Origin of the sequence: Pseudoalteromonas sp. 1_2015MBL_MicDiv (assembly GCF_002407505.1) — a bacterium.
GTDB classification, from domain to species: Bacteria; Pseudomonadota; Gammaproteobacteria; order Enterobacterales; family Alteromonadaceae; genus Pseudoalteromonas; species Pseudoalteromonas fuliginea.
In genome coordinates, this window is record NZ_CP012737.1 from 570,668 (window position 1) to 593,473 (window position 22,806).

At 35.5% G+C, this 22,806-nt stretch carries 21 protein-coding genes; 19 read left to right on the top strand and 2 right to left on the bottom strand.

Annotation, left to right across the window (positions count from 1 at the left end):
• Nucleotides 1-8 precede the first annotated feature (8 nt).
• The 17 genes from neuB to galU all read left to right on the top strand — a co-directional run bounded on the left by neuB (nucleotide 9) and on the right by galU (nucleotide 16,724).
• Nucleotides 9-1,079, top strand: coding sequence for an N-acetylneuraminate synthase (neuB, locus tag AOR04_RS02500; RefSeq protein WP_096792436.1), 1,071 nt, complete (start codon nucleotides 9-11; stop codon nucleotides 1,077-1,079).
• A complete protein-coding gene (locus AOR04_RS02505; protein ID WP_096792437.1) occupies nucleotides 1,072-1,731 on the top strand; it encodes a NeuD/PglB/VioB family sugar acetyltransferase in 660 nt (219 codons plus the stop codon). Before neuB ends, AOR04_RS02505 begins: the two co-directional genes overlap by 8 nt.
• Nucleotides 1,721-2,779, top strand: a complete 1,059-nt coding sequence (locus tag AOR04_RS02510) for a nucleotidyltransferase family protein (protein WP_096792438.1) — start codon at nucleotides 1,721-1,723, stop codon at nucleotides 2,777-2,779. Before AOR04_RS02505 ends, AOR04_RS02510 begins: the two co-directional genes overlap by 11 nt.
• Nucleotides 2,776-3,744: a Gfo/Idh/MocA family protein gene (locus AOR04_RS02515; protein WP_096792439.1), complete on the top strand. Its 969-nt coding sequence runs from the start codon at nucleotides 2,776-2,778 to the stop codon at nucleotides 3,742-3,744. Before AOR04_RS02510 ends, AOR04_RS02515 begins: the two co-directional genes overlap by 4 nt.
• A gap of 2 nt (nucleotides 3,745-3,746) precedes the next feature.
• On the top strand, nucleotides 3,747-4,448 hold the full coding sequence (locus AOR04_RS02520) for an acylneuraminate cytidylyltransferase family protein (RefSeq protein ID WP_096792440.1): 702 nt from the start codon (nucleotides 3,747-3,749) through the stop codon (nucleotides 4,446-4,448).
• Nucleotides 4,438-5,196: an oxidoreductase gene (locus AOR04_RS02525; protein ID WP_096792441.1), complete on the top strand. Its 759-nt coding sequence runs from the start codon at nucleotides 4,438-4,440 to the stop codon at nucleotides 5,194-5,196. Before AOR04_RS02520 ends, AOR04_RS02525 begins: the two co-directional genes overlap by 11 nt.
• A complete protein-coding gene (locus tag AOR04_RS22060; RefSeq protein WP_096792442.1) occupies nucleotides 5,196-5,729 on the top strand; it encodes an acyltransferase in 534 nt (177 codons plus the stop codon). Before AOR04_RS02525 ends, AOR04_RS22060 begins: the two co-directional genes overlap by 1 nt.
• Before the next feature lie 39 nt (nucleotides 5,730-5,768).
• Nucleotides 5,769-6,695, top strand: coding sequence for a polysialyltransferase family glycosyltransferase (locus tag AOR04_RS02535; protein WP_096792443.1), 927 nt, complete (start codon nucleotides 5,769-5,771; stop codon nucleotides 6,693-6,695).
• A gap of 26 nt (nucleotides 6,696-6,721) precedes the next feature.
• Entirely contained in the window at nucleotides 6,722-7,504 is a 783-nt protein-coding gene (locus tag AOR04_RS02540) for a phytanoyl-CoA dioxygenase family protein (RefSeq protein ID WP_096792444.1), read from the top strand.
• Nucleotides 7,505-8,623, top strand: a complete 1,119-nt coding sequence (locus AOR04_RS02545) for a hypothetical protein (protein WP_096792445.1) — start codon at nucleotides 7,505-7,507, stop codon at nucleotides 8,621-8,623. It abuts the gene before it with no gap.
• A gap of 40 nt (nucleotides 8,624-8,663) precedes the next feature.
• The gene (locus tag AOR04_RS02550) at nucleotides 8,664-9,902 is read left to right on the top strand and encodes a hypothetical protein (RefSeq protein WP_096792446.1); all 1,239 of its coding nucleotides are present in this window, start codon (nucleotides 8,664-8,666) and stop codon (nucleotides 9,900-9,902) included.
• A gap of 24 nt (nucleotides 9,903-9,926) precedes the next feature.
• Nucleotides 9,927-10,712: a glycosyltransferase family 2 protein gene (locus AOR04_RS02555; protein WP_232525500.1), complete on the top strand. Its 786-nt coding sequence runs from the start codon at nucleotides 9,927-9,929 to the stop codon at nucleotides 10,710-10,712.
• A 3-nt stretch (nucleotides 10,713-10,715) separates the two neighbouring features.
• Nucleotides 10,716-11,642, top strand: coding sequence for an NAD-dependent epimerase/dehydratase family protein (locus AOR04_RS02560; protein ID WP_096792447.1), 927 nt, complete (start codon nucleotides 10,716-10,718; stop codon nucleotides 11,640-11,642).
• Nucleotides 11,643-11,671: 29 nt separating this feature from the next.
• A complete protein-coding gene (locus AOR04_RS02565) occupies nucleotides 11,672-12,220 on the top strand; it encodes a sugar transferase (RefSeq protein ID WP_096792448.1) in 549 nt (182 codons plus the stop codon).
• A gap of 48 nt (nucleotides 12,221-12,268) precedes the next feature.
• Entirely contained in the window at nucleotides 12,269-14,224 is a 1,956-nt protein-coding gene (locus tag AOR04_RS02570) for a polysaccharide biosynthesis protein (protein ID WP_096792449.1), read from the top strand.
• A gap of 153 nt (nucleotides 14,225-14,377) precedes the next feature.
• Nucleotides 14,378-15,544: a nucleotide sugar dehydrogenase gene (locus tag AOR04_RS02575; RefSeq protein WP_096792450.1), complete on the top strand. Its 1,167-nt coding sequence runs from the start codon at nucleotides 14,378-14,380 to the stop codon at nucleotides 15,542-15,544.
• Between the two features lie 289 nt (nucleotides 15,545-15,833).
• Nucleotides 15,834-16,724, top strand: coding sequence for a UTP--glucose-1-phosphate uridylyltransferase GalU (gene galU, locus AOR04_RS02580; protein WP_096792451.1), 891 nt, complete (start codon nucleotides 15,834-15,836; stop codon nucleotides 16,722-16,724).
• A 712-nt stretch (nucleotides 16,725-17,436) separates the two neighbouring features.
• Here the strand turns inward: galU and AOR04_RS02585 are convergent.
• Both AOR04_RS02585 and AOR04_RS02590 read right to left on the bottom strand, forming a co-directional pair.
• Entirely contained in the window at nucleotides 17,437-17,889 is a 453-nt protein-coding gene (locus AOR04_RS02585) for an REP-associated tyrosine transposase (protein ID WP_096792452.1), read from the bottom strand.
• Nucleotides 17,890-18,526: 637 nt separating this feature from the next.
• Nucleotides 18,527-19,969: a capsule assembly Wzi family protein gene (locus tag AOR04_RS02590; protein ID WP_096792453.1), complete on the bottom strand. Its 1,443-nt coding sequence runs from the start codon at nucleotides 19,967-19,969 to the stop codon at nucleotides 18,527-18,529.
• A gap of 297 nt (nucleotides 19,970-20,266) precedes the next feature.
• Between AOR04_RS02590 and AOR04_RS02595 the strand changes: the two genes are divergently transcribed.
• Together AOR04_RS02595 and AOR04_RS02600 are read left to right on the top strand one after the other, a co-directional pair.
• On the top strand, nucleotides 20,267-22,198 hold the full coding sequence (locus AOR04_RS02595) for a methyl-accepting chemotaxis protein (protein ID WP_096792454.1): 1,932 nt from the start codon (nucleotides 20,267-20,269) through the stop codon (nucleotides 22,196-22,198).
• A gap of 76 nt (nucleotides 22,199-22,274) precedes the next feature.
• Complete coding sequence (locus tag AOR04_RS02600) at nucleotides 22,275-22,748, top strand: peroxiredoxin (RefSeq protein WP_033031288.1); 474 nt, start codon at nucleotides 22,275-22,277, stop codon at nucleotides 22,746-22,748.
• The last annotated feature ends 58 nt before the right edge of the window (nucleotides 22,749-22,806 follow it).

Sequence of the window (22,806 nt, forward strand, 5' to 3'; positions counted from 1 at the left end):
GAACCCCTATGACATTAATTATTGCTGAAGCTGGTGTTAATCATAATGGCAGTGACGATTTAGCGTTTTCTCTTGTTGATGCAGCGCATCAGGCAGGTGCCGATATAGTTAAGTTTCAAACATTCAAAGCTAAAAACTTAGTCACTGAAAATGCACAGCAAGCAGAGTATCAAATTACTAATAGTGGCCAAAAAGAGTCACAGTACTCAATGCTAAAGCGATTAGAGTTAAGCTACGAAACGCACCATAAGTTAGTTAAATATTGTAATGATTTAGGTATTGAATTTTTATCTACAGCATTTGATTCAGAAAGCCTTTCATTTTTAGTTGATGATTTAAAAATAACACGACTGAAGTTGCCTTCAGGTGAAATTACAAATGCACCACTAGTGCTTGAACATGCAAGAACAGGTTGTGATTTAATTGTATCAACAGGTATGGCAACGCTTTCTGAAATAGAACAAGTATTATCAGTAATAGCCTTTGGTTATATAAACCCCGAAGGTAATCCGACTGATGAAGCCTTGCAAACAGCATATTTTTCAGAACAAGGTAAGCAACTATTAAAAGATAAAGTAACGCTTTTACATTGCACAACTGAATACCCAGCACCATTTAATGATATAAACTTAAATGCCATGAATACAATGAAAGATGCATTTAAGCTAGAAATAGGCTACTCCGATCATAGTGCTGGAATAGTAGTTCCTATTGCAGCTGTTGCCAAAGGAGCTATCTTAATTGAAAAGCATTTTACCGTAGATAAAGCATTAGCGGGTCCAGATCACAAAGCATCTCTTGATCCAATAGAATTGAAAGAAATGGTTGATGGCATCCGAATTGTAGAAAAAATCTTAGGTGACGGAATTAAAGGACCAAGACCTTCTGAAGTTAAAAATAAATCTGTTGCGCGAAAAAGCTTAATTGCCGCAAAATCCATTCTTTCAGGTGAAAAATTTAACGAAGCTAATTTAGCGGTAAAGCGCCCAGGTAACGGTATTAACCCAGTTAAATACTGGCAGTATTTGAATAAAACAAGTGTAAAAAGTTACCAGGCTGGCGAACTAATAGATGAGTAGCACTAACTATTTAATTATAGGCGGTGGTGGGCATGCTGCAGCACTAGCTGAAATACTAATAAAACAAAATAAAAAAATTATCGGTGTAGTAACCCCTAAAATAACAGCAGGGGAAGTTATCTTTGATTGCGTAGAGCACTATTTAAATGATGATGATGTTTTAAATTTTAATACAAAAGACATTAAATTAGTAAATGGCATTGGTTCAATGCCTTATAAATCATTAAGAGAGATAGTTTTTAATCGTTTTAAAAAGTTAGGGTATGTATTTGCTACCGTTGTTTCTGATTCAGCTTTAGTGTCTGATTACTCTGTATTGGCTGATGGAGTGCAGGTTATGAACAATGCTGTTATTAACATAGGTAGTAGAGTTGGTGAAAATAGTATAATTAATACTTCTGTATCTGTTGACCACGATTGTAGTATTGGTGAACATACCCATTTAGCACCGGGTACAACCTTAAGCGGACAGGTTATCATTGAAAACAATGTACACGTAGCAACTGGCGCTAATGTAATTAATAACATCACTATAGGTCATAACACAATAATTGGAGTTGGCGCTAATATAACTAAATCAGTTCCTCCTAACTCAATTGTATACGGCGCACGTTCAGTAATTAAAGGATTAGGTATAACACATGACAATTAATTGGCAAAAAGTAGTGATTGAATCTTCAGTTTCAATCAAAAATGCATTAAAAGTTATCGATAAAGAAGCACTAAGAGTTACTTTAGTTGTTGATAATGAAAAGTTAATTGGGATGGTAACTGATGGCGATGTACGTAGAGGAATATTGCAAGGCATAGAGCTTTCAGCCCCAGTAAGTCAAATAATGAATACTAACCCCATAAGTGCTAACGTTTTATTAAGTAGTCATGGCTTAAAAGCACTGATGCAGTCTCGAAAAATATTATCACTACCATTAGTGGACGATGAAGGTAAACTTGTTGGTTTAAAAACATTACACGATACCCTAATTATCGAAAAGCGTGAGAACCCAATATTTATAATGGCGGGAGGATTTGGTACTCGTTTAAAACCCTTAACCGATAATTGTCCTAAACCAATGCTTAAAGTTGGTGGCAAGCCAATGCTTGAAACGCTAATTAATAACTTTAAAAACCATGGGTTTTATAAGTTTTATATTTCTACTCATTACTTACCAGAAGTAATAATGAACTATTTTGGCGATGGTGGTGAATTCGACGTTGAAATAACATATGTGCATGAAGAAGAACCATTAGGGACAGGTGGTGCACTTTCTTTATTGCCTAATACACTACCTAAAGAGCCTTTAATTATGATTAATGGTGATATTTTAACGAATGTAGATTTTGGTAAGGTGCTAGATTTTCATATAAAGCAAAACAGTGATGCGACTATGTGTGTTCGCGATTACGAGATAAAAGTTCCTTTCGGTGTTATTCAAGGTGAAGGGCATGAAATTACAGGTATGGTAGAAAAGCCAACATACCGTTACTTTGTCAATGCAGGTATTTATATAGTGTCTAATCGTATTATTAATTCGCTTTCAAAAAATGAACGATTAGACATGCCGAGTTTATTTGAGCAAAAACAAGCTGAAGGTTTAAAGACTCTTAAATTTCCAATACATGAATATTGGTTGGATGTAGGTCGTCATGATGACTTTGAAAAAGCACAAGTAGATATCCATGAATTAGGTTTTAATAAATGATGCGAGTTGCTGTAATTGGGCTAGGTAATATTGCAAAAAGGCATAGAAGTAACATCAAGAAGATGTTCCCGGAAGCGGAAATTATTGCTATGTCTGCAAGTGGTCGACTTCCTAGTGAAATGATATGTAATGCTGATTATATTGTTTCAAATATACAAAACATAATTGATTATACTGTTGAGATGGCGGTTATTGCCTCACCAGCTCCGTTTCATTCTTTACATGCAATTCCTTTGATTGAAGCAGGTATACCCGTTCTAATAGAAAAGCCAGTAACCACTAGCGTAGAAGATGCAAAATCAATAATAAAAGCTAAAAGCAAATACCAAGTAAATGCCGGTGTCGGCTATTGCTTGAAGTATTTATCATCGGCTTTGTTCGTCAAAAAAATTATTGAGTCTGGCCAAGCCGGCAAAGTTATTAATGCAAACATTGAGATAGGGCAATACCTTCCTGATTGGAGGCCTAATACCGACTACAAAAAAAGTGTATCTGCTGTTCATAGTTTGGGTGGTGGAGTACTTTTCGAATTAAGTCATGATATTGACTATGCTCAGTGGTTATTTGGTAAGTTAGAAATAAAGCATGCTCTTATTCGCAATACTGGTGAGTTAGGTATTGAAGTTGAAGATGTCGCTGATATATTGGCTATATCACAGTCTGGTTGCGTAGTTAGCTTGCATCTAGATTTTCTACAAAGGCAAGCGTCTAGAAAGTGTAAAATTATTTCTAATAGAGGTGCCTTAGTTTGGGATTTAATTAAAAACCAAGTAGTTTGGACTGATGAAACGGGTGAATCTGTTTTATTTTCTGATGAGTTGTGGGACAGGAATGAAATGTACCTAAATATGCTGAGCGATTTCAATAATAAAAATAAATCGGATAGCTTTTCAAGTATTGAATCTTCTTTATCAGTTGTAGAACTAATAACGGATCTTAAAACTAAGTTCGGAATAGAGAGTTAGGTATGAAAAATTTTGCATTTATTTTTGCCCGAGGTGGTTCAAAAGGTTTACCAGGTAAAAATATTAGACCACTATTAGGTAAGCCCCTCATTGAATACTCAATTGATATAGCAAAATCTAGTACCTCAATTGATAAGGTCTTTGTTTCAACAGATGATAATGAAATAGCTAAAATTGCTGCAGACGCTGGTGTTGAAGTAATATTTCGTCCGAATGAGTTAGCTACAGATAAAAGCCCAGAATGGTTAGCTTGGAGGCATGCTATTGAACATGTAAAGCAACTGCATGGGGAATTTGATAATTTCATAAGCCTTCCCGCGACAAGCCCTCTCAGAAGTTTGGATGATGTAGAAACAGCCATTTTAAAGCGGGTTGAAACAAAAGCAGATATTTGTATTTCAGTTGTTGAAGCTAGCCGAAGTCCATTTTTTAATATGGTTAAACAGTCTAAAAATGGTTTTTTCGAACTGGTGAATAAGCCAGAAAGTTCAGTTGAGCGCAGGCAGGATGCGCCTAAAGTTTATGATATTACAACGGTTGTTTATGCTGCTTCACCAAGTTTTATAATGAGTAATTATGGTTTATTTTCAGGTAATGTGACTAGCATTGAAGTCCCAAAAGAAAGAGCTGTAGACATTGATGATATCTATGACTTTTTGTTAGCTGAAGCTATTTTGAAGAAAGGATTAAGTAGTGACTCTTAAAAATAAAACAATATTAATTGTCGGTGCAGGTGGCTTACTTGGGGCTAATGTTGTTAAAGCATCTCAAAGATTAGGTGCTAAAATAGTTGCGGCCGATATTTGTATTAAAACATTGAGCGAAAAGTTATTGCAATCAGACGTAGAGTTAGAACAAGTTGCTTTTGAAAGTTTAGATATTACTGACACTGAAAGCGTTGCCTCTCTATTTGCTAAGTATGATTGTTTAGATGGCGCGGTTAATTGTACTTACCCAAGAAATAAATCATATGGTGCCCATTTTTTTGATGTTGAACTAGAGAGTTTTAATGAAAATCTAGCTTTGCATTTAGGTAGCGCTTTTTTATTTACTCAGCAATGCGCAAAGTACTTTAAAGAGCATGAAAAGCCTTTTTCATTAATTAATATATCATCTATTTACGGTGTGATAGCTCCTAAATTTGAGGTGTATGATAATACAACAATGACAATGCCCGTTGAATATGCAGCGATAAAATCAGCGATACTGCATATGTCAAAATATACAGTAAAGTACGTCAACGATAGTCGCTTTAGAATAAATAGCGTCAGTCCAGGTGGTATATTTGATAATCAGCCAGATAGTTTCTTGTCTGCATATAAAAAAAATACTCATGGTGAAGGGATGTTGAATGTTGATGATGTTCTAGGGGCAGTAGTTTTTTTATTGTCTGATGATTCTAAGTTTATTACAGGCCAAAATATCGTAGTTGATGATGGGTTTTCACTATAATGTTAAATAAATTTATTTTTTGGTTGAAATGTGAGCGGCTGGGGCCTGATATACCTTTGACGCATTTTCTTCTTCATTCACGGCGCTTAGGAAGATGGCTTTGTAAAAAAAAGTTTCACTCATTCGAAGAGGGAAGTTTTTTTAGGCCTGGTGCATACGCTGTAGAATCAAAAAAAATTTCTATAGGTAAAAATGTCATTATTCGTCCTCAAAGCATGTTATTTGCCTCACCTAACTCAGAGGAAATACAGATAGTCATTGAAGACTATGTATTAGTTGGTTCAGGTGTTCATCTATACGTATCAAACCACGAGTTCCGTGATAAGACTAGGCCAATTTACTTTCAAGGGCACACTGATATCCAGAGTGTATACATAAAAAAAGGTGCTTGGATTGGTGCTAACTCAGTTATCTTACCAGGCGTAGTGGTTGGAGAAAACTCAATTGTTGCTGCTGGTAGTATAGTGACAAAAAATGTAGAAGCATTTACGGTTGTTGCTGGTAATCCGGCTAAGATGATCAAACGTCTGTAAGAAACTTTTATTCCTTGTAAATTAACTTTTGGGTGTGTAATGGTAAATACTTTAATTATAGTAGAGTCGCCGCTGCAATTAGTAAATGCTTTTGAGTTCATTGAAAAATTTGATGTTACAAAATATTTAATTATTTTGAGACTCTCCGGTAAGCCTATAAATGACCATCAAATGATTAACCTTATAAATCTTTTAAATTTAGATGATACTAAAATATTTAAAGTTACTGTTGAGGTCAATAGTAAAAACTTTTTTTATTTTATTAAGATAGTTAGTATTAAACTATTTGTTACCTATTCCTCATTTTTTTTAGAAAAACTATTGATTGGAAATTATGAGTCGAAATTTATGACATTTATGATGAAGTGGGTTGGTAAAAATAAAATATATTTACTAGATGATGGAAATAAAAGTATTAATATACAAAAAAGTACCGATTTAAATCTTTTTACGATGTATGATGTTGAAAAAAAAGAGGAGCAAATAGTATTAAAAAATGACTATTTTGGTATAAAAAATATAATTAAGAAAGATAAGCCAATTAGTAATAAAGTTATATTTATAGGAAGTGGAATGAGTGAGATAGGCGTTATCAGTGAAGCTTATTATCTTGAAAGTGTTAAAGCCGCTATCGCTCATTATAATAACTTAGGCTTAGATTTTATATATATACCACATAGAGCTGAGAGCAAAAAAAAGATAAGCAAAATAAGAAAGTTTAATAATGTTAATATTTTATCTCTTGACTACCCTATTGAGTTGGTGGGTTTACTTATTGATTTTAAACCAGAAAAAGTAGCAGCTTTTTATTCAACCGCTATTATCACACTTAGTCAGATATATAACTACAACGTTGAAACTTTAGATTTTAATTATAGTAACTCTTACAACAGCAAAGATATTGGTAATGTCTATAAGTATATGGAATCTTTAAATATTCCCTGTTTGAATGTGTTAAAATATTAGGTGTTCAATTGTTTTTAAGGATACAAATGAAATTAGTTATTGTATTAATAAAAGAGTTATTAGAATCATTAATAAGAACTTATAGACATATATTTAGAACTCGCGATTATTCTTCATCATTTAAAGAAAAAGTTGGGATTCTAAATGATGAAGGCATGTTGGTAGAAAATCATTTCTATAGTAAAGAAACATGTAAAATTTTAAGAGACAAAATAGACTCAATGATCGATGATGAAGGTGTTCAGACTTGGATAGACGATAGCGCTTCAGATCATCGAATATATTTTGCTAATCAGTTAGATAGTGATTTTAACGACTTTTATAATCATCCCGAAATACGAAAAATGTTAAATGCTTATACAGGTACTAAAACCCCCACAGGAATGTTACTAGCAGCTAGAATTGATGCCAAAGAAGGGAATTTAGGATCTGGCGGTGGTTGGCATAGAGACTCTCCAATAACACATCAATTCAAGGCAGTTTGTTATTTAAGTGATGTAACTGAAAAAAATGGCCCATTTCAATATATCAAAGCATCACATAAGAAGTTTGACGTTCTAAAGGCCTATTTATCAGGTAATTTTAAACCTGGTCAATATCGGTTTACTGAGGATGAAATCGATAATTACTTGGAGAAAGCGGGTAGAGTGGTTACGGACTTTACGGCAGAAGAGGGCACAATAGCATTTGCTGATACTAAAGGAATTCATCGTGGTAAGCCAATAGCTGAAGGTAGTCGATATGTACTGTTTTGTTATTTTTGGCATGGTAATATTCCATCTCATTTTGAAAAGTTAAGACAGAAGTAAATGTATTTTGATGTAAAAAAAAGAAAAATAATAAGTTTTTTTAGTTTAGTTTTTAGCTCTTTGGGGTTTACTTCAGGAATTCTACTTGTCCGTGCATTTTCAAATCATGAATCTCTTTCGCAAGTTATAAATTTACAAAGCATTGTGGTGTTTTCAAGTTTTATTTTACAGTTTGGATTACGTGCGGCTTTAAGAGGGCATATTTATAATGGCCGAATTAGGCTTGCACAATTATCGGAAAGATCCTTACATTATATTTTGGCTTTATGTTCGATCCTTGTATTTTTTATTGAATATTTATACGGATTATATTTCTATTTTTGTTTGTCAAGCTTGATTGCGTTAGTTACTTTACGACTAACTATAAATGTTGCGAAAAATAATTTTTTATCAATTTTTAAATTTAGTGCTCTTAATTTTTTTGTTGCGATTGTCGGTAGTGTTTGCATTTTAATTTTTGATGAAATTGAATATGCAAACATAACAATAGAGCTATTTTCTTTATTAATTATTATTTTTACAGTTAAATTGAATAGTTTTTTTTATTGTTTAAAGTATAAAACCAGTCTACTCAAAGTTTATTTCGATGCACAATCATTTCAACTGGGTTCCTGTGTGATAGCTTTATTTATCTTTTTACTGAGTCAAACTGCAATAGTTCAGTTTTCGAACAGCAACCAATTGTCTGCGTATTCGGATGCGCTAATAGTAAGTGGCTTCTTGGTATTATTGCTTGGTAAGTTACTACTATTATTTGAAAGAAAGTTATATCAAGAAAATGCAAAGCACCTCCGCTTTTTTATAATCATGATTTTAAGTCAAACTATATTAGCTAGTTTTTTTTCATTAATACTATCTAAAGTTTATAGTGTCAGTTTTCTAATTTCATTTACTGTTGTTTTTATATTATTATCTCGAATACCTATAGGTTATATTGTGCAATATGAAAAAGAAAATAGATTTTTATTAAATGTAGTGTCAGGTTTGTTTTTTATTGGTTATATATGTTTTTATATGTTTGGGTTTAAGTCTTTAGATATAACTCTTCATATTTTACCAGTTATTATCTTTATGCTATTTGGTCTGTTTTTATTTTGGCGTGCTCGTAACTATGATTGATCTCAATGATTATTTTAATATAATATTTCTGGTGGTGTAAATGGATAGTACTTTTTTTCAATGTTACAAGTCATTTGTTTTATTGTTCGTTGTTATATATTTACCAGGTTTGCTGTTTTACCCTTTTTTTAGTGAAGGGTTTTCTTCGTACTTTAATTACACCGAAGGAGTGTATTTAAATTCTTTTATCCTAATTTTTAGTTTTTTATTTTTAACATTTATTTCATTTTATTTAGTAAGTAAAATTCCATACACAAAAGTTTATTATATCAACTCAAAGCTATGTCTTTTAATTGTATTTAGTGTGGTTTTAGTGTACTTTTTACTGTCTGTTAACTTTTCATTAAATTTCACATCAAGTTTTCGTCATAAAAATAGACTTTCAAATGCTGGTGGATTAGTTGCTGTCTTGTTTTTCCTTAAACCCATCATCTATTTTATTGTTAGTCTGATGTTGATTAATATATTAAATGGAAGAGGCTTTGGCCGAAAAGGGAAAATATTACTTTTTTTAATTTTAATATCGTCAATATTATCATTAAACTCGTCGTTGCAATTCATCATAGTACCAATAATTTTTATAATGATAGTATCCCCCGGTTTAATGACAAAGAATTTCTATGACTTCAACATCAAGTACCTTTTAACAACTATCCTGTTTATTCCGTTGATTTGTATTGTTGTAGTCTTTATTGGAATAGGTAATAAGGTCGGTTATGACTATTTATTGAGCTCGGAAGGGCTTAATTATATTTTGAACTACGGAAATACGCTTTTTCCCAGGATGTCTACTTCACTTTTTTCTTCTGTAATTTTACTCAATAACACACTTAATGGTGTTTTTTATAGTAGTGAAGTTTTAGATGGTATTCATGCAACCTTGCTAAACCGTTTTTCACTTATTTTACCTATTGACAACTTTGATAGTTCTTTAATCAATACAGTTAATCGTCTAAACTATCTAGAGGTTTTTAGGAATCATGCGGACCGTGCAGGTGCGTCGCCCGGAATTATTTCCTCGATATTCTATACACCATTTTTCCCTGCTACTTTTTTTATAATTCCCTTATATATTGCATGTATCTTTAGGGCACTTAGGGTTCATATGAAAAATATCAGGTTTAACTTTCTTTCTGTGATTATTTTTCCTTACCTCATTTTAAATTTATTTGAGTCACCACTAAATATCTTATATATAGCAGATCCTGTTTTTATTTTATTTTTCACTGTGGTTTTCTTAGGTAGGTTCATAAATGTTGAAGAAGTTTTTTCTAAGTAACTATTTAACCTTAAGGGTAGTAAATTGAGTCAAGCTAATTCATTAATAAGTATCATAATGCCCGCTCACAATGTAGCTAAGTACATTTCTGAATCTATAGATAGCGTACTAAATCAAACTTATTTAGACTGGGAGTTAATTATTGTTGATGATTGTTCAACAGATGAAACTATAAGCGTAATTACTCCTTTTTTAGAAGATACACGCATTCGATTATTTGTTAATGATGTTAATTTAGGTGGTGCTGGTTCACGTAATGTTGCTATTAAGCATGCGAGGGGCCGGTATGTTGCCTTTTTAGATTCTGATGATTTATGGACCTCGTACAAGTTAGAAAAGCAAATAAGTTTTATGCAAAACAATAATGTCGGCTTTTCATTTGCAGCACATACTACTATTGACGAACAAGGGAATATTCTTGAGATAATTAATGTACCTAAAAAAGTCAACTTTAAAACATTGCTTAAGCATAATTATATTGGCTGTTTAACAGCTATTTACGATACAAAGCCTTATGGTAAAATTTATATGCCTTTAGTTAAAAAGAGACAGGATTTTGCATTGTGGCTTGAATTGTTAAAGCGGTTTAAATATGCCTACTCCTTAACTGATAATTTAGGGTTTTATAGGATTCGTTCAGGCTCGCTATCTAGAAGCAAGCTTGATGCATTTAAGTATTATTGGCGTGTTCTTCGGGTTGTGGGCGAGTGTAACGTTCTTTTTGCTAGCTATAATTTGACCTGTTACCTGTTTATAGTGTTTATAAAGAAAAAAAATGTCAAATTGTACAATAAACTTTTTATAGGGTGATAAATGAGAAAAATTTTATTGACTGGCTCTACAGGGTTTATTGGAAAGGAATTATGCCAATCTATTATTGAGCAACAAGAGTTTGAATTATGTAAAGTAGTGCGGAATAAAAATAACAATGATAGTGATAGTTTTATTGTTGGAGAGTTTAACAGCGATACAGACTTTAGTTCTGCATTGGAGGGAGTTTCTGTAGTCATACATTTAGCTGCGGTTGCGCATTCTAATTATTCTTCACCTTCTGATGCAGCTAAAAGTTATAAAAGCTGTAATGTTGATGCTACCTTGGCCTTAGCAAAGCAAGCTTCAGAGCAAGGTGTATGTCGTTTTATTTTTTTAAGTTCAATAGGGGTTAATGGAAATAGTAATAGCGTACCTTTTACTCCGCTAGATTTAGAGTGCCCTGTGGATGATTATGCTAAGTCTAAGTATGAGGCAGAAACTGCTTTGAGGGAGCTATCTAAATTGACTAGGATGGAGGTGGTAATCATTAGGCCACCTCTTGTGTATGGTAAAAACGCTCCAGGTAATTTTGGTATTTTATTAAAAGTTGCTGAAAAAAACCTCCCGTTACCTCTAGGATCCATAAATAATAAACGAAGTTTTGTTGCTATAGATAATCTAGTTGATCTTATAGTTGCCTGTATTGATCACCCCAATGCTGTAAATCAAACTTTTTTAGTTAGTGATGATGTAGTTATTTCAACCTCTGATTTATTGAAAAAATTAACTCTAGCCGCAGGTAAAAAGCCTTGGTTGTTTCCAGTGCCGGTTTCTTATTTAATGTTTGTAGCTTCAATTTTTGGTAAAAAAGAAGCTGTTGAGAAGTTTTCAAGCTCATTAACAATTGATATTGAATACACTAAAAAAACATTAAACTGGAAACCACCAATTACACTAGACGAAGGTATTCGTCGTTGTTTTAAATAATTTTCATATAAATAATAATGGGTTTATAAATGATACGTTTACTCGACTTTCTGTTTTCACTATTTGGATTATTGTTGGCAATGCCATTTTTAGTGATTTTATATATTATTGGTTTATTTGATACAGGCTCGCCTATATTCACACAAGAACGGGTTGGTCGAAATAAAAAACCATTTATATTAGTTAAGTTTAGAACCATGACGGTTGATACTGCATCAGTTGCAAGTCACTTAACAAGTACTGCATCAATAACAAGTTTTGGTGGCTTTTTACGCAAAACTAAGCTTGACGAGCTACCACAGCTATGGAATGTACTAAAAGGTGAAATGAGCTTAGTTGGCCCACGCCCTGGTTTGTTTAATCAAGAAGAATTAACTAAAGCGCGCGATGCTAAAAATGTATTTTCAGTACGCCCTGGCATTACCGGTTTAGCTCAAGTTAACGAAATTGATATGTCTACTCCTGAACTACTTGCTAAAACCGATCGTGAAATGATTGATAATCTATCTATATCAAATTACTTTAAATATATACTAATGACGGTAACGGGTAGTGGAAGTGGTGACAGAGTTAAATAAATGAATACTATGGCAGATAAGCCCCACCAAAAATAAAAGAGAAGTTTTATGGATAGCTTTATACACTCTATTTTAAATGCATCACGCGCTAAAAAACGCCTTATTACTTTGTTTATCGATACGTTATTTATTGTAGCTGCTTTTTGGTTAGCCCTTATTGTTAGGCTTGATAGCTTTGAACCACTGCAGCGTTTAGATAATTGGCTTTTATTAGCGGTATTGATACCTGTAAGCTTATATACATTTATAAGTTTAGGTTTATACCGAGCTGTGCTTAGGTACATGAACTCTCAAGCCATTTGGGCAATAGTGCTAGGCACAGTAATAACAACGGTTAGCTTGGTGTTAGTTGCTTTTTTTATGGGTATAAATATACCACGTACTATGCCCTTTATATTTGCTTGGTTGTGTTTACTAACCGTTGGTGGGGCCCGTGTATTGGTGCGTGCCATTATTGGTAAAATGACCACAAGTAAAAAAGAGTCCATTATTATTTATGGTGCGGGCGCTGCTGGGCGTCAGTTAGCCACTGCTTTAGGTGCTGGACCTGAGTATTTTGTTAGTGCATTTATTGACGATGATGTAACAAAGCATGGTTCAATAATTCAGGGAATACCTGTTATTGCGTTTAAAGGTATTTATGAGTTAAGCACTAAACGTAAATTCAGTAAGGTATTACTAGCATTACCGAGTGCTACCCGTGCCCGCCGAAAAGAAATACTCGCGCAATTAGAGCCATTAACAATTAAAGTACTTTCAATCCCCGGTATGACCGATATAGTTGAAGGTAAGGCTAAACTTGCCGAAATTACAGATGTCGGCGTTGAAGATTTATTAGGCCGAGATCCTGTATCACCAAAAATAGATTTAATGACCGCCAATATAGCTAAAAAAGTGGTTATGGTAACTGGTGCGGGTGGCTCTATTGGGTCAGAGCTTTGTAGGCAAATAGTTAAGCAAAAACCAACTAAATTAATTTTATTTGAGCAAAGTGAATTTGCCTTATATTCAATTGAAAAAGAGCTCAACGAATACATTTGCAATAATGCCCTAGAACTAGAATTAATACCTATTATGGGCTCTGTGCAGCGAATTAACCGCCTTGAAACGGTAATGAAAGCCTTTGGCGTTCAAACAGTTTACCATGCCGCAGCTTATAAGCATGTGCCTTTAGTTGAGCACAACGTGGTGGAAGGTGTTCGCAATAATGTATTTGGTACTTATTACTCCGCAAAAGCTGCTGTAAATGCTAAAGTTGAAAATTTTGTACTTATTTCTACCGACAAAGCGGTACGGCCAACTAATGTTATGGGCGCAACTAAGCGTATGGCAGAACTTGTTTTACAAGGGTTAGCGCAAGAACAAGGCGTTAAGCATAAAACACGTTTTTGTATGGTCCGCTTTGGTAATGTACTTGGTTCTAGTGGCTCGGTTGTACCATTATTTCGCAGGCAAATTAAAGAAGGTGGGCCAATAACATTAACTCACCCCGACATAACTCGTTTTTTTATGACCATACCAGAAGCCGCCCAATTAGTAATACAGGCCGGCGCAATGGGAAAAGGAGGCGACGTATTTGTGCTTGATATGGGCGACTCTGTTAAAATTAAAGACCTTGCTACAAAAATGGTGCGCCTTTCTGGCTTTGAGGTTAAAAGTGACACTAATCCACATGGCGACATTGAAATAAAGTGCACAGGCCTGCGCCCAGGCGAAAAGCTTTATGAAGAACTATTAATTGGCGATAACGTGGGTGAAACAACCCATGAGCGCATAATGTCCGCCAATGAAGTAATGCTGCCATTAGCTGAGCTTAATGTATTTATAGAAGCATTAGATATTGCATGCCATAATTTTGATCACGAAACAATTCGCCAATTATTGTTAGATGCGCCAACAGGTTTTAATCCAACTGATGGCATATGCGATTTAGTTTGGAATGCAAAAACTGAAAAATCAATTAAAAGTACCAAGTTAGATAATATAGTTAATTTAAAGAGTTAACTGTATACATGCTTAATAAAGCCAATCTACGTACAGGCTAATACTAGTAGGCTTCTATTTTGCATTTTCTAGTTTATAATTTTTAATTATTCGTATTAGGCTGTGGCTCTGATAGAATTACTTATTAATTATGAATAATCTTAAAGGATTAATATGAAAGTTGCTGTAGTAGGCACTGGTTATGTAGGGCTTTCTAACGCTATGCTATTAGCACAGCACAATGAAGTGCTGGCGCTAGATATTGATGAGCAAAAAATAGCACTATTAAATAATAAAAAATCGCCCATTGTTGATACCGAAATTAGTGAGTTTTTAACGCGTAGTGACTTAAATTTTACTGCTACTACAGATAAAGTAGAAGCTTATAAAAACGCAGATTTTGTAATTATTGCAACACCTACCGATTATGACGTTGAAAATAACTACTTTAATACAAGCTCAGTAGAGGCTGTAATTAAAGATGCTATAACACATAACCCACATGCAGTAATGATTATTAAGTCGACCATACCAGTTGGTTTTACTCAAAGTATTAAAGAGACGTTGGGCATTAGTAATTTAATATTTTCGCCAGAATTTTTACGTGAAGGTAAAGCGCTACACGATAACCTATACCCATCGCGTATTGTAGTGGGTGAGCAAAGTGAGCGCGCAAGTGTATTTGCTAACTTACTTCAGCAAGGCGCTATAAAAAAAGATATTGAAGTGTTGTTTACTGATTCAACTGAAGCCGAAGCTATTAAGTTATTCTCAAATACTTACTTAGCAATGCGTGTTGCTTATTTTAATGAGCTAGACAGCTACGCTGAAGCACATGGTTTAAACAGTAAGCAAATTATTCAAGGTGTTAGTTTAGACCCACGTATCGGTAACCATTATAATAACCCTTCGTTTGGTTACGGTGGTTACTGCTTACCAAAAGATACTAAGCAACTACGCGCAAATTATGCAAATGTGCCAAACAACATTATTGGTGCCATTGTTGACGCAAACACAACACGTAAAGATTTTATTGCCGACTCAATAGTTAAGCGTAACCCTAAAGTGGTTGGTGTGTATCGCTTAGTCATGAAAACAGGGTCTGATAACTTTAGAGCTTCATCGATTCAAGGCATTATGAAGCGCATTAAAGCTAAAGGTATTGAGGTTGTAGTTTACGAGCCTGTATTACAAGAAAGTGAATTTTTTAACTCTCGTGTTATTAAAGATTTAAGTGAATTTAAACAAATATCTGACGTTGTTGTATCTAACCGTATGGTTGCAGAACTTATTGATATTAAAGATAAAGTATATACGCGAGATTTGTTTGGTAGCGATTAATCTATAAAGGCGTAAAATAAAATTGATTCCAAGTGAAAGCTCCAATTAGCTTGGAATTAATAGTTTTTAGGTAAAGCTTGCGCTTTACCTTTTAATATAATTAAATTTAAATATATGCCTAATAAATAATACTCCTATTTTATATAAACCTCTTTGCAAGACAAATTTAATTCAAAAATCACTTTCAAGTTAGTAATTATGAATCCTTACTCATTTTGTTTTATTCAGCCCTCATCTACTTTTTACCTGTTAACTTAAAAATAATTAATTTATAAATAAAGGATTACCCATGAAAGCTGTTATTCCTGTTGCCGGCCTTGGCACTCGTATGTTACCCATGACAAAAGCAATTCCGAAAGAAATGCTACCAATAGTTGATAAACCTCTGATTCAATATATTGTTAGTGAATGTGTAGCCGCAGGTATTAAAGATATAGTGTTAGTTACACACAGCTCAAAAAATGCGATTGAAAACCACTTTGATACAAGCTACGAGCTAGAAGCCACCCTCGAAAAACGTGTTAAACGCGCACTGCTTGACGAAATCCGCTCAATTTGCCCAACAGACGTAACGGTTATGAGTGTACGCCAAGGTGAGGCTAAAGGGCTAGGGCATGCAATTTTATGTGCAAAGCCAATTGTAGGTAATAACGATTTTGTTGTGCTACTCCCTGATGTAATACTCGATGCCTACACGGCTAATCAAAAAACTGAAAACCTAGCCGCGATGATTAAGCGCTTTAACGAAACCCAAGCAAGCCAGATTATGCTAGAACCTGTGGCACAGGAAGATGTAAGTAAATACGGTATTGCTGATATTAATGGCGTTCAACTTACCCCAGGGATGAGCGCAGCAATTAAAACCATGGTTGAAAAACCGCCGGCAGATATAGCGCCTTCAAACCTTGCGGTAGTTGGGCGTTATGTATTAAGTAAAAATATTTGGCCATTACTGGCTAAAACACCTGTAGGCGCAGGCGACGAAATTCAATTAACTGACGCTATTGATGCATTAATGACACAAGAAACGGTTGAAGCATTCCATATGAGCGGGCGCTCACACGATTGTGGCGATAAGTTAGGTTATTTAAAAGCGATTGTTGAGTACGGTATGCGTGACGCAAAGCTAGGAAAAGAGTTTACTCAGCATTTAAATATACTTATGAACGGAGAAAATTAATAATCTAGTTACATGGGCGGATGTAAATTCGTACCTACGGTTTGGCATATGTTGTAGGTGAGGTTTTACACCTTGCTTTTTGACATTAAAGCCACATTACATGGGCGGATGTAAATTCGCACCTACGGGTTGGTGTATGTTGTAGGTGAGGTTTTACACCTCGCTTTTTAAGCATTAAAGCTTTAGTGATATGAGTGATATGAGCGCGAAGTAAATTCGCACCTACGGTTTGGTGCATGTTGTAGGTGAGGTTTTACACCTCGCTTTTTAAACATTAAAGCCACGTGATATGAGCGGATGTAAATTCGCACCTACGGTTTGGCGTATGTTGTAGGTGAGGTTTTACACCTTGCTTTTTGACATTAAAGCCACATTACATGGGCGGATGTAAATTCGCACCTACGGTTTGGCGTATGTTGTAGGTGAGGTTTTACACCTCGCTTTTTAAACATTAAAGCCACGTGATATGAGCGCGAAGTAAATTCGCACCTACGGATTGGCGTATGTTGTAGGTGAGGTTTTACACCTCGCTTTTTAAACATTAAAGCCACGTTACAAAGCGCGAAGTAAATTCGCACCTACTGTTTGGCGTATGTTGTAGGTGAGGTTTTACACCTCGCTTTTATACATTAAAGCTACGGTGTATGAGCGCGAAGTAAATTTGTACCTACGGTTTAGCGTATGTTGTAGGTGAGGTTTTACATCTCGCTTTTTACTTTATGTAAATACAGTCCCAGTAGGGATACGAAGCAACTTTATCGACGATTTTAGCCCTTAAAGGGTTTGCAATTATATACCTAGCGTTATTAAGTAAATCATCCTCATTTCTAATCATATGGTCGTAGTAGTTACGTTGCCATAGTTTTTGTACCCCTAAACGATCGCGTATAGTTTTGGAGCAGCGGCCTTTAAAAGATTTAATTACATCCGATAGGGATTTTTCATTTCCCAATTGAATTAACCAATGCACATGATTTGGCATAATTACAAACGCTATTGTTTTAGCTGCTTTTTGATCTTCTATATTTTTCATTTCTTTAGTAATTAAACGATTAATATCTATAGAGATAAACTTATTTTCTCTTTTATGTGCTACCAATGTAATAGAGTAAAATCGATTTATTAACGATACTCTGCCTTTTCTTAATAAATCGGAACGATGCATTTTTATTGATCCTTTTTATTTAAAGGTAGCAGAAATATAGAAATTTTTAAGATGAGTGAGCGCGAAGTAAATTCGCACCTACAGGTTGGTGTATGTTGTAGGTGAGGTTTTACACCTCGCTTTTAAACATAAAAGCCACGTTACAAAGCGCGAAGTAAATTCGCACCTACGGATTGGTGTATGTTGTAGGTGAGGTTTTACACCTCGCTTTTTAAGCATTAAAGCTTAAGTGATATGAGTGATATGAGCGCGAAGTAAATTCGCACCTACGGTTTGGCGTATGTTGTAGGTGAGGTTTTACACCTCGCTTTTTAAACACCCAAGCCACGTTACAAAGCGCGAAGTAAATTCGCACCTACAAGGTGTTAAAAATTAGGTGAGGTTTTACACCTCGCTTTTTAAGCATTAAAGCTTAAGTGATATGAGTAATATGAGTGATATGAGCGCGAAGTAAATTCGCACCTACGGATTGGTGTATGTTGTAGGTGAGGTTTTACACCTCGCTTTTTAAAAACCTAAGCCACGTTACAATTCGCACCTACGGTTTGGCGTATGTTGTAGGTGAGGTTTTACACCTCGCTTTTTAAACACCCAAGCCACATTACATGGGCGGATGTAAATTCGCACCTACAAGGTGTTAAAAATTAGCAAATAAGCCTAACCTAGCAAATGTTTCTCCATATACATCTTTGCCTTGATATAGCTCTGCGCCCCAACTTTTTGCGCCCATAATAGGTTTGCTTAATTTTCGCGTATAGGCGGTTTGTAATTCGTAACTTGTTTTATAGCCGCTGCGTTTATTTTCAAGCATACGAATTGTGGTATTTAAGCTCTCTATTTTACTTAATTGCCAATGCCAGTTTGCACTCATTGATTTAGCTGGTGTGTAGTCGTTGTAATCGTGCTCATCACCTGCCCAATGGCCAATTACGTTACCAGAATTTCGGTTACCATCTAGATAAATACTATTTGCATACCAGCTTTTTTGCCAATTACTATGTTCAAAGCGTAGGCTGTGGTTATTAGCAATAAATGGTAAATAAATGCCAAAACTATATGCGTTATTACGCGAGCCACCTAGAGTATCTTCAAGTGCTACTTCACCGTAAAGCTCATAAGGAAGTTCATAAATACTGTTATTATAGGCGAAGGTTATTGAGCCTAATTGATCACCAAGCTCAAAGTTTGCATCAACTTCTTCCGCGTCTGAGCGAGTTATATTATCTTTACTGCCAGGGGTAAAAAAACCTTCCGCGAAGTCTTTTAACGTCACACTTCGTGGCCCGCCACCAAACTGCATTAAACGGCTTAAGCCAATGGTCAAATTATCGGTTGCTGCAAAACTAGTGTGTAAACCAAATAAGTACGGTTTTCCTGGTTTGTACTGACGAGTAGCACCTTTTTGTTTTGTGCTTTCGAGAATTCCGCTTTGCTCTGTCATTTTACTAATAAACATATCGTAACGAATATTAAAGCTGGTAATTGGCTCTACATTGCTCAGCGTGATAGAAGGCGTGGTTTTAGCTTGCGTGCTTAATAACATGGCGCTGTCGTTAAATGGTGAGTACCAATGCTCGCGGTAGCCAATATCTAGCTGAGCATATTTATAACCAAGGTAAACAAAGCTTTGTGTTGGGAGTATTTCGTCTTCGTTGGCTATACCAGCAACACTTACACCAAAGTAACGGCCAAAATTAGCATACGCACCGCCTTCAACTATTAAATTAGTTTTAGTGGTTTGGCCGCGTTGGTTAGGGAGAGTTTTATCTTTTGTGCCCGCAGCGAGTGTTACTTTGGCAAAAGTGCCGGCATCGCTTTGCACGTAAGGACTAATTTGATACGACAATGTTTGGTAAAGCTCAGGGTAGGAGTGTCTTACAGTTTGCAAAACCTTGTAAATATCGTGCGCTTTATAAGGCTTACTCATTATATGTGTATTTTTACTAACCGCTAAAAGACGTTGTATTTGGTGCTCAAGTTCGGGTGCTTGATTTAAAGGTAAATAAGGAGATACGCCACCTTTAGCCATCGCATTTGCACTGATTGCCAACCCGACGAGCAGCGATATTTTTTTTAGCATAATTATTCCGTTAGCAAAATTAGTTCAAGTAAAAACGTAAATGCGAGGTTAACAATAAACGCTTGAGTAAGAAAGAAGAAAAGCAAAGGCTAAACGAAAAGTTTACCGCTTTGAGCTTTCAATCATTGAGGGTATTTATGGTTATTAGGCGCAGCCTTGTCATATTGTTATAAGCAGTTCTTTTGTATTGGTTACATTAAAAATTGTTGTATAACTCGGTCTTTAAAGGTGGTTTACATAAAAGTGTCATAAATAGTTAATACTCTAAGCGCGCACTCACTATTGGAGCTAATATTTATGCGCGTGTCATCTATTACCCGGTTACTGGCTATATTATTGGCCTTGGCGAGTATTTTATTAGGCTCTACCTTATTTTGGGCAAGCCAAACTTTACTTAAGCTAGAGCAGCAAAATACCGCATACAGCCAACTAAAAAATACTATTTTAGTTGATTTAGCCGGTTATTTAGGGCGTTACTTAGACCAAGGTGACAGCCAATATTTAAATCAAGCCTCTACTTTAATTAACAATGTTAAAGTTAATCAATTATCTATATTGCCAAGTGAGTTAAGCACAACGCTTGAACAGCAATTAACGACCCTCAACAATGACATAAATGGCAAATACCGTGCACTTGGTAAGCTTTCGGGTAACGAAACCGCACTACTTGATAACGCGCTTAGGCAAATGGCAGGCTCAGCATCAACATTAATTAGCTATGCTAAAAAAGCACCTGAGCAAAATAACCATGCGCTAATGTATTACTCTCTGGCGAGTGATTATTACACTGAAGTAATTAATTTATCTTTATTTACCTATCAACTTATTGTTCAGTACGATAAAAACACAGAACAAAGCTTGCAACAAAGCATCGTAAATTTAAATAAATTAGGACAAGCTATTGAGCAGCTTCCTAATTTAGGTGTTATGAGTGCCGTTGACGAAGACGCTCTATTTATTGATGAAGAAGCTGAGGACCTTGGCGACGAAATAAAGTCAGAGCTTGTCAGTTGGCCTAATCGTTATCCACGTGATTTAGCAAGTACCCTTAAGCAAACTCAGTTACGAGAAAATGGCTCTAATGCGTTACGCTCACAAATTAGTGCACTTTCAAATACGGTTATTAATGCAGAGCAGGCGCTTAAGGCGGAGCAAGATAATTTAAAGCAGCAAGTACTTTGGGTATTTTGTGTTGCAATAGGTACGTTGGTTATATTGGCTGCAAGCGTTTATTTTGTACAACGTAATCAAGTACTAAACCCGCTTAGGCAATTACGAGATGGCTTTGCTTTTTTAATTGAAAGTAATGAGCTTAAGAGTATTGAAAGTAAAAATTCAAAAACTGAGATTGGTGAGATTGCGCAGTTTTTTAATCAACTCATCGATAGGCAGCGAACTGAAGCGCAAGAGCGGGCACAAATGCTAAAGGTGGTTAACAGTTTTATGCAGCAAATGAGCGAAAACTTATACACTATTAGTCAACAAGCATCGCTTAGCCATGGGCAAGTAGAACAAAATCAAAACTTATTAAGCGATATTCAACGTATTGGTGAGCAGGTAAATGATATAAATGCACAGGTGGCCGATAACGCACAAAGTACATTTACTGCAATGGAGCAAAGCTTGGGCTTTTCAGCAAATATGTTAGATGCCAGTTCTGATACGCAAGTGCGTGTAGAGCAAGGAATGCAAAGCATACAAGAGTTACTAACAGGTGTTGATGGGGTGGGTAAAATTATTGAGGTTATTCGTAATATTGCCGATCAAACTAACCTTTTAGCCCTAAATGCAGCGATTGAATCAGCACGTGCAGGAGAGCACGGACGTGGCTTTGCTGTGGTGGCTGATGAAGTAAGGCAGTTAGCGCGGCAAACACAAGGATCGCTTAGCGATATAAACGATCAACTAAGCTTGCTAACTGAAAACTCGCGAGTGGTGTCTACGCAAATATCAGCATTGGCCAACGGTGCACAGTCGCAAACACAAAATGCTCAAGAGCTAAAACTAAACTCCGAAGGGGTAGCCAGCAATGCTCAAAGTGCAAACAGCGTTGCTTTTGAGGCAATGGAACTGGCAAAGCAGCAGAGTAGCTTACTCGACAATTTTAGTAAATCAATGCAAAGCATGAAAGGGCAAGTGAGTGAATCCAGTTTACTTGTTGATGATATTCGTAATCAGCTACAGCAGCAAATGCAGACAATAAAAGGTAGCTTGGGCCTTAAAAAATAAACAAAGCTGTATGTTAGTCGCATTAAGCGATAAGCTAAAAATTCATTACGTTTCAATATTTTTTTAAGGATTTATTATGATTGAACAAGGCCAAACGTTACCGGCTGTAACACTTACGCAATTAACTAACGACGGCATGCAAACATTGACGAACAGTGAGTTATTTGAAGGTAAGAAAGTTGTGCTGTTTGCTGTGCCAGGCGCGTTTACACCAACCTGTTCAAATGCTCATTTACCAGAATTTATTACCCTCGCTGATAAAATTAAAGCAAAAGGTATTGACGCTATTTACTGTGTGTCAGTTAACGATGCATTTGTTATGAAAGCATGGGGCGATTCACAAAACGCACAAGAAATTGCTATGCTTGCCGATGGTGATGCAAGCTTTACTAAGGCATTAGGCCTTGATAAAGACACCGCTGGCTTTGGCGGTATACGTTCTTCACGTTACGCAATGATTGTTGATAACTCGGTAGTAACCGGTTTGTTTGTAGAACAAGATAAAGAATTTGCAGTAAGCCGCGCAGAATACGTTTTAGAAAACCTTTAAGCGCGAAGTAAATTTTCACCTACGGGTTGGCGTATGTTGTAGGTGAGGTTTTACACCT

What these genes read in the sequence shown, in the direction of transcription:
- AOR04_RS02590 (WP_096792453.1), bottom strand. Translation starts at nt 19,969, where the DNA reads ATGCTAAAAAAAATATCGCTGCTCGTCGGGTTGGCAATCAGTGCAAAT.
- AOR04_RS02575 (WP_096792450.1), top strand. Translation starts at nt 14,378, where the DNA reads ATGAAAGTTGCTGTAGTAGGCACTGGTTATGTAGGGCTTTCTAACGCT.
- AOR04_RS02505 (WP_096792437.1), top strand. Translation starts at nt 1,072, where the DNA reads ATGAGTAGCACTAACTATTTAATTATAGGCGGTGGTGGGCATGCTGCA.
- AOR04_RS02600 (WP_033031288.1), top strand. Translation starts at nt 22,275, where the DNA reads ATGATTGAACAAGGCCAAACGTTACCGGCTGTAACACTTACGCAATTA.
- AOR04_RS02515 (WP_096792439.1), top strand. Translation starts at nt 2,776, where the DNA reads ATGATGCGAGTTGCTGTAATTGGGCTAGGTAATATTGCAAAAAGGCAT.
- neuB (WP_096792436.1), top strand. Translation starts at nt 9, where the DNA reads ATGACATTAATTATTGCTGAAGCTGGTGTTAATCATAATGGCAGTGAC.
- AOR04_RS02560 (WP_096792447.1), top strand. Translation starts at nt 10,716, where the DNA reads ATGAGAAAAATTTTATTGACTGGCTCTACAGGGTTTATTGGAAAGGAA.
- AOR04_RS02595 (WP_096792454.1), top strand. Translation starts at nt 20,267, where the DNA reads ATGCGCGTGTCATCTATTACCCGGTTACTGGCTATATTATTGGCCTTG.
- AOR04_RS02565 (WP_096792448.1), top strand. Translation starts at nt 11,672, where the DNA reads ATGATACGTTTACTCGACTTTCTGTTTTCACTATTTGGATTATTGTTG.
- AOR04_RS02535 (WP_096792443.1), top strand. Translation starts at nt 5,769, where the DNA reads ATGGTAAATACTTTAATTATAGTAGAGTCGCCGCTGCAATTAGTAAAT.
- AOR04_RS02550 (WP_096792446.1), top strand. Translation starts at nt 8,664, where the DNA reads ATGGATAGTACTTTTTTTCAATGTTACAAGTCATTTGTTTTATTGTTC.
- AOR04_RS02540 (WP_096792444.1), top strand. Translation starts at nt 6,722, where the DNA reads ATGAAATTAGTTATTGTATTAATAAAAGAGTTATTAGAATCATTAATA.
- AOR04_RS02520 (WP_096792440.1), top strand. Translation starts at nt 3,747, where the DNA reads ATGAAAAATTTTGCATTTATTTTTGCCCGAGGTGGTTCAAAAGGTTTA.
- AOR04_RS02585 (WP_096792452.1), bottom strand. Translation starts at nt 17,889, where the DNA reads ATGCATCGTTCCGATTTATTAAGAAAAGGCAGAGTATCGTTAATAAAT.
- AOR04_RS02570 (WP_096792449.1), top strand. Translation starts at nt 12,269, where the DNA reads ATGGATAGCTTTATACACTCTATTTTAAATGCATCACGCGCTAAAAAA.
- AOR04_RS02545 (WP_096792445.1), top strand. Translation starts at nt 7,505, where the DNA reads ATGTATTTTGATGTAAAAAAAAGAAAAATAATAAGTTTTTTTAGTTTA.
- galU (WP_096792451.1), top strand. Translation starts at nt 15,834, where the DNA reads ATGAAAGCTGTTATTCCTGTTGCCGGCCTTGGCACTCGTATGTTACCC.
- AOR04_RS02510 (WP_096792438.1), top strand. Translation starts at nt 1,721, where the DNA reads ATGACAATTAATTGGCAAAAAGTAGTGATTGAATCTTCAGTTTCAATC.
- AOR04_RS22060 (WP_096792442.1), top strand. Translation starts at nt 5,196, where the DNA reads ATGTTAAATAAATTTATTTTTTGGTTGAAATGTGAGCGGCTGGGGCCT.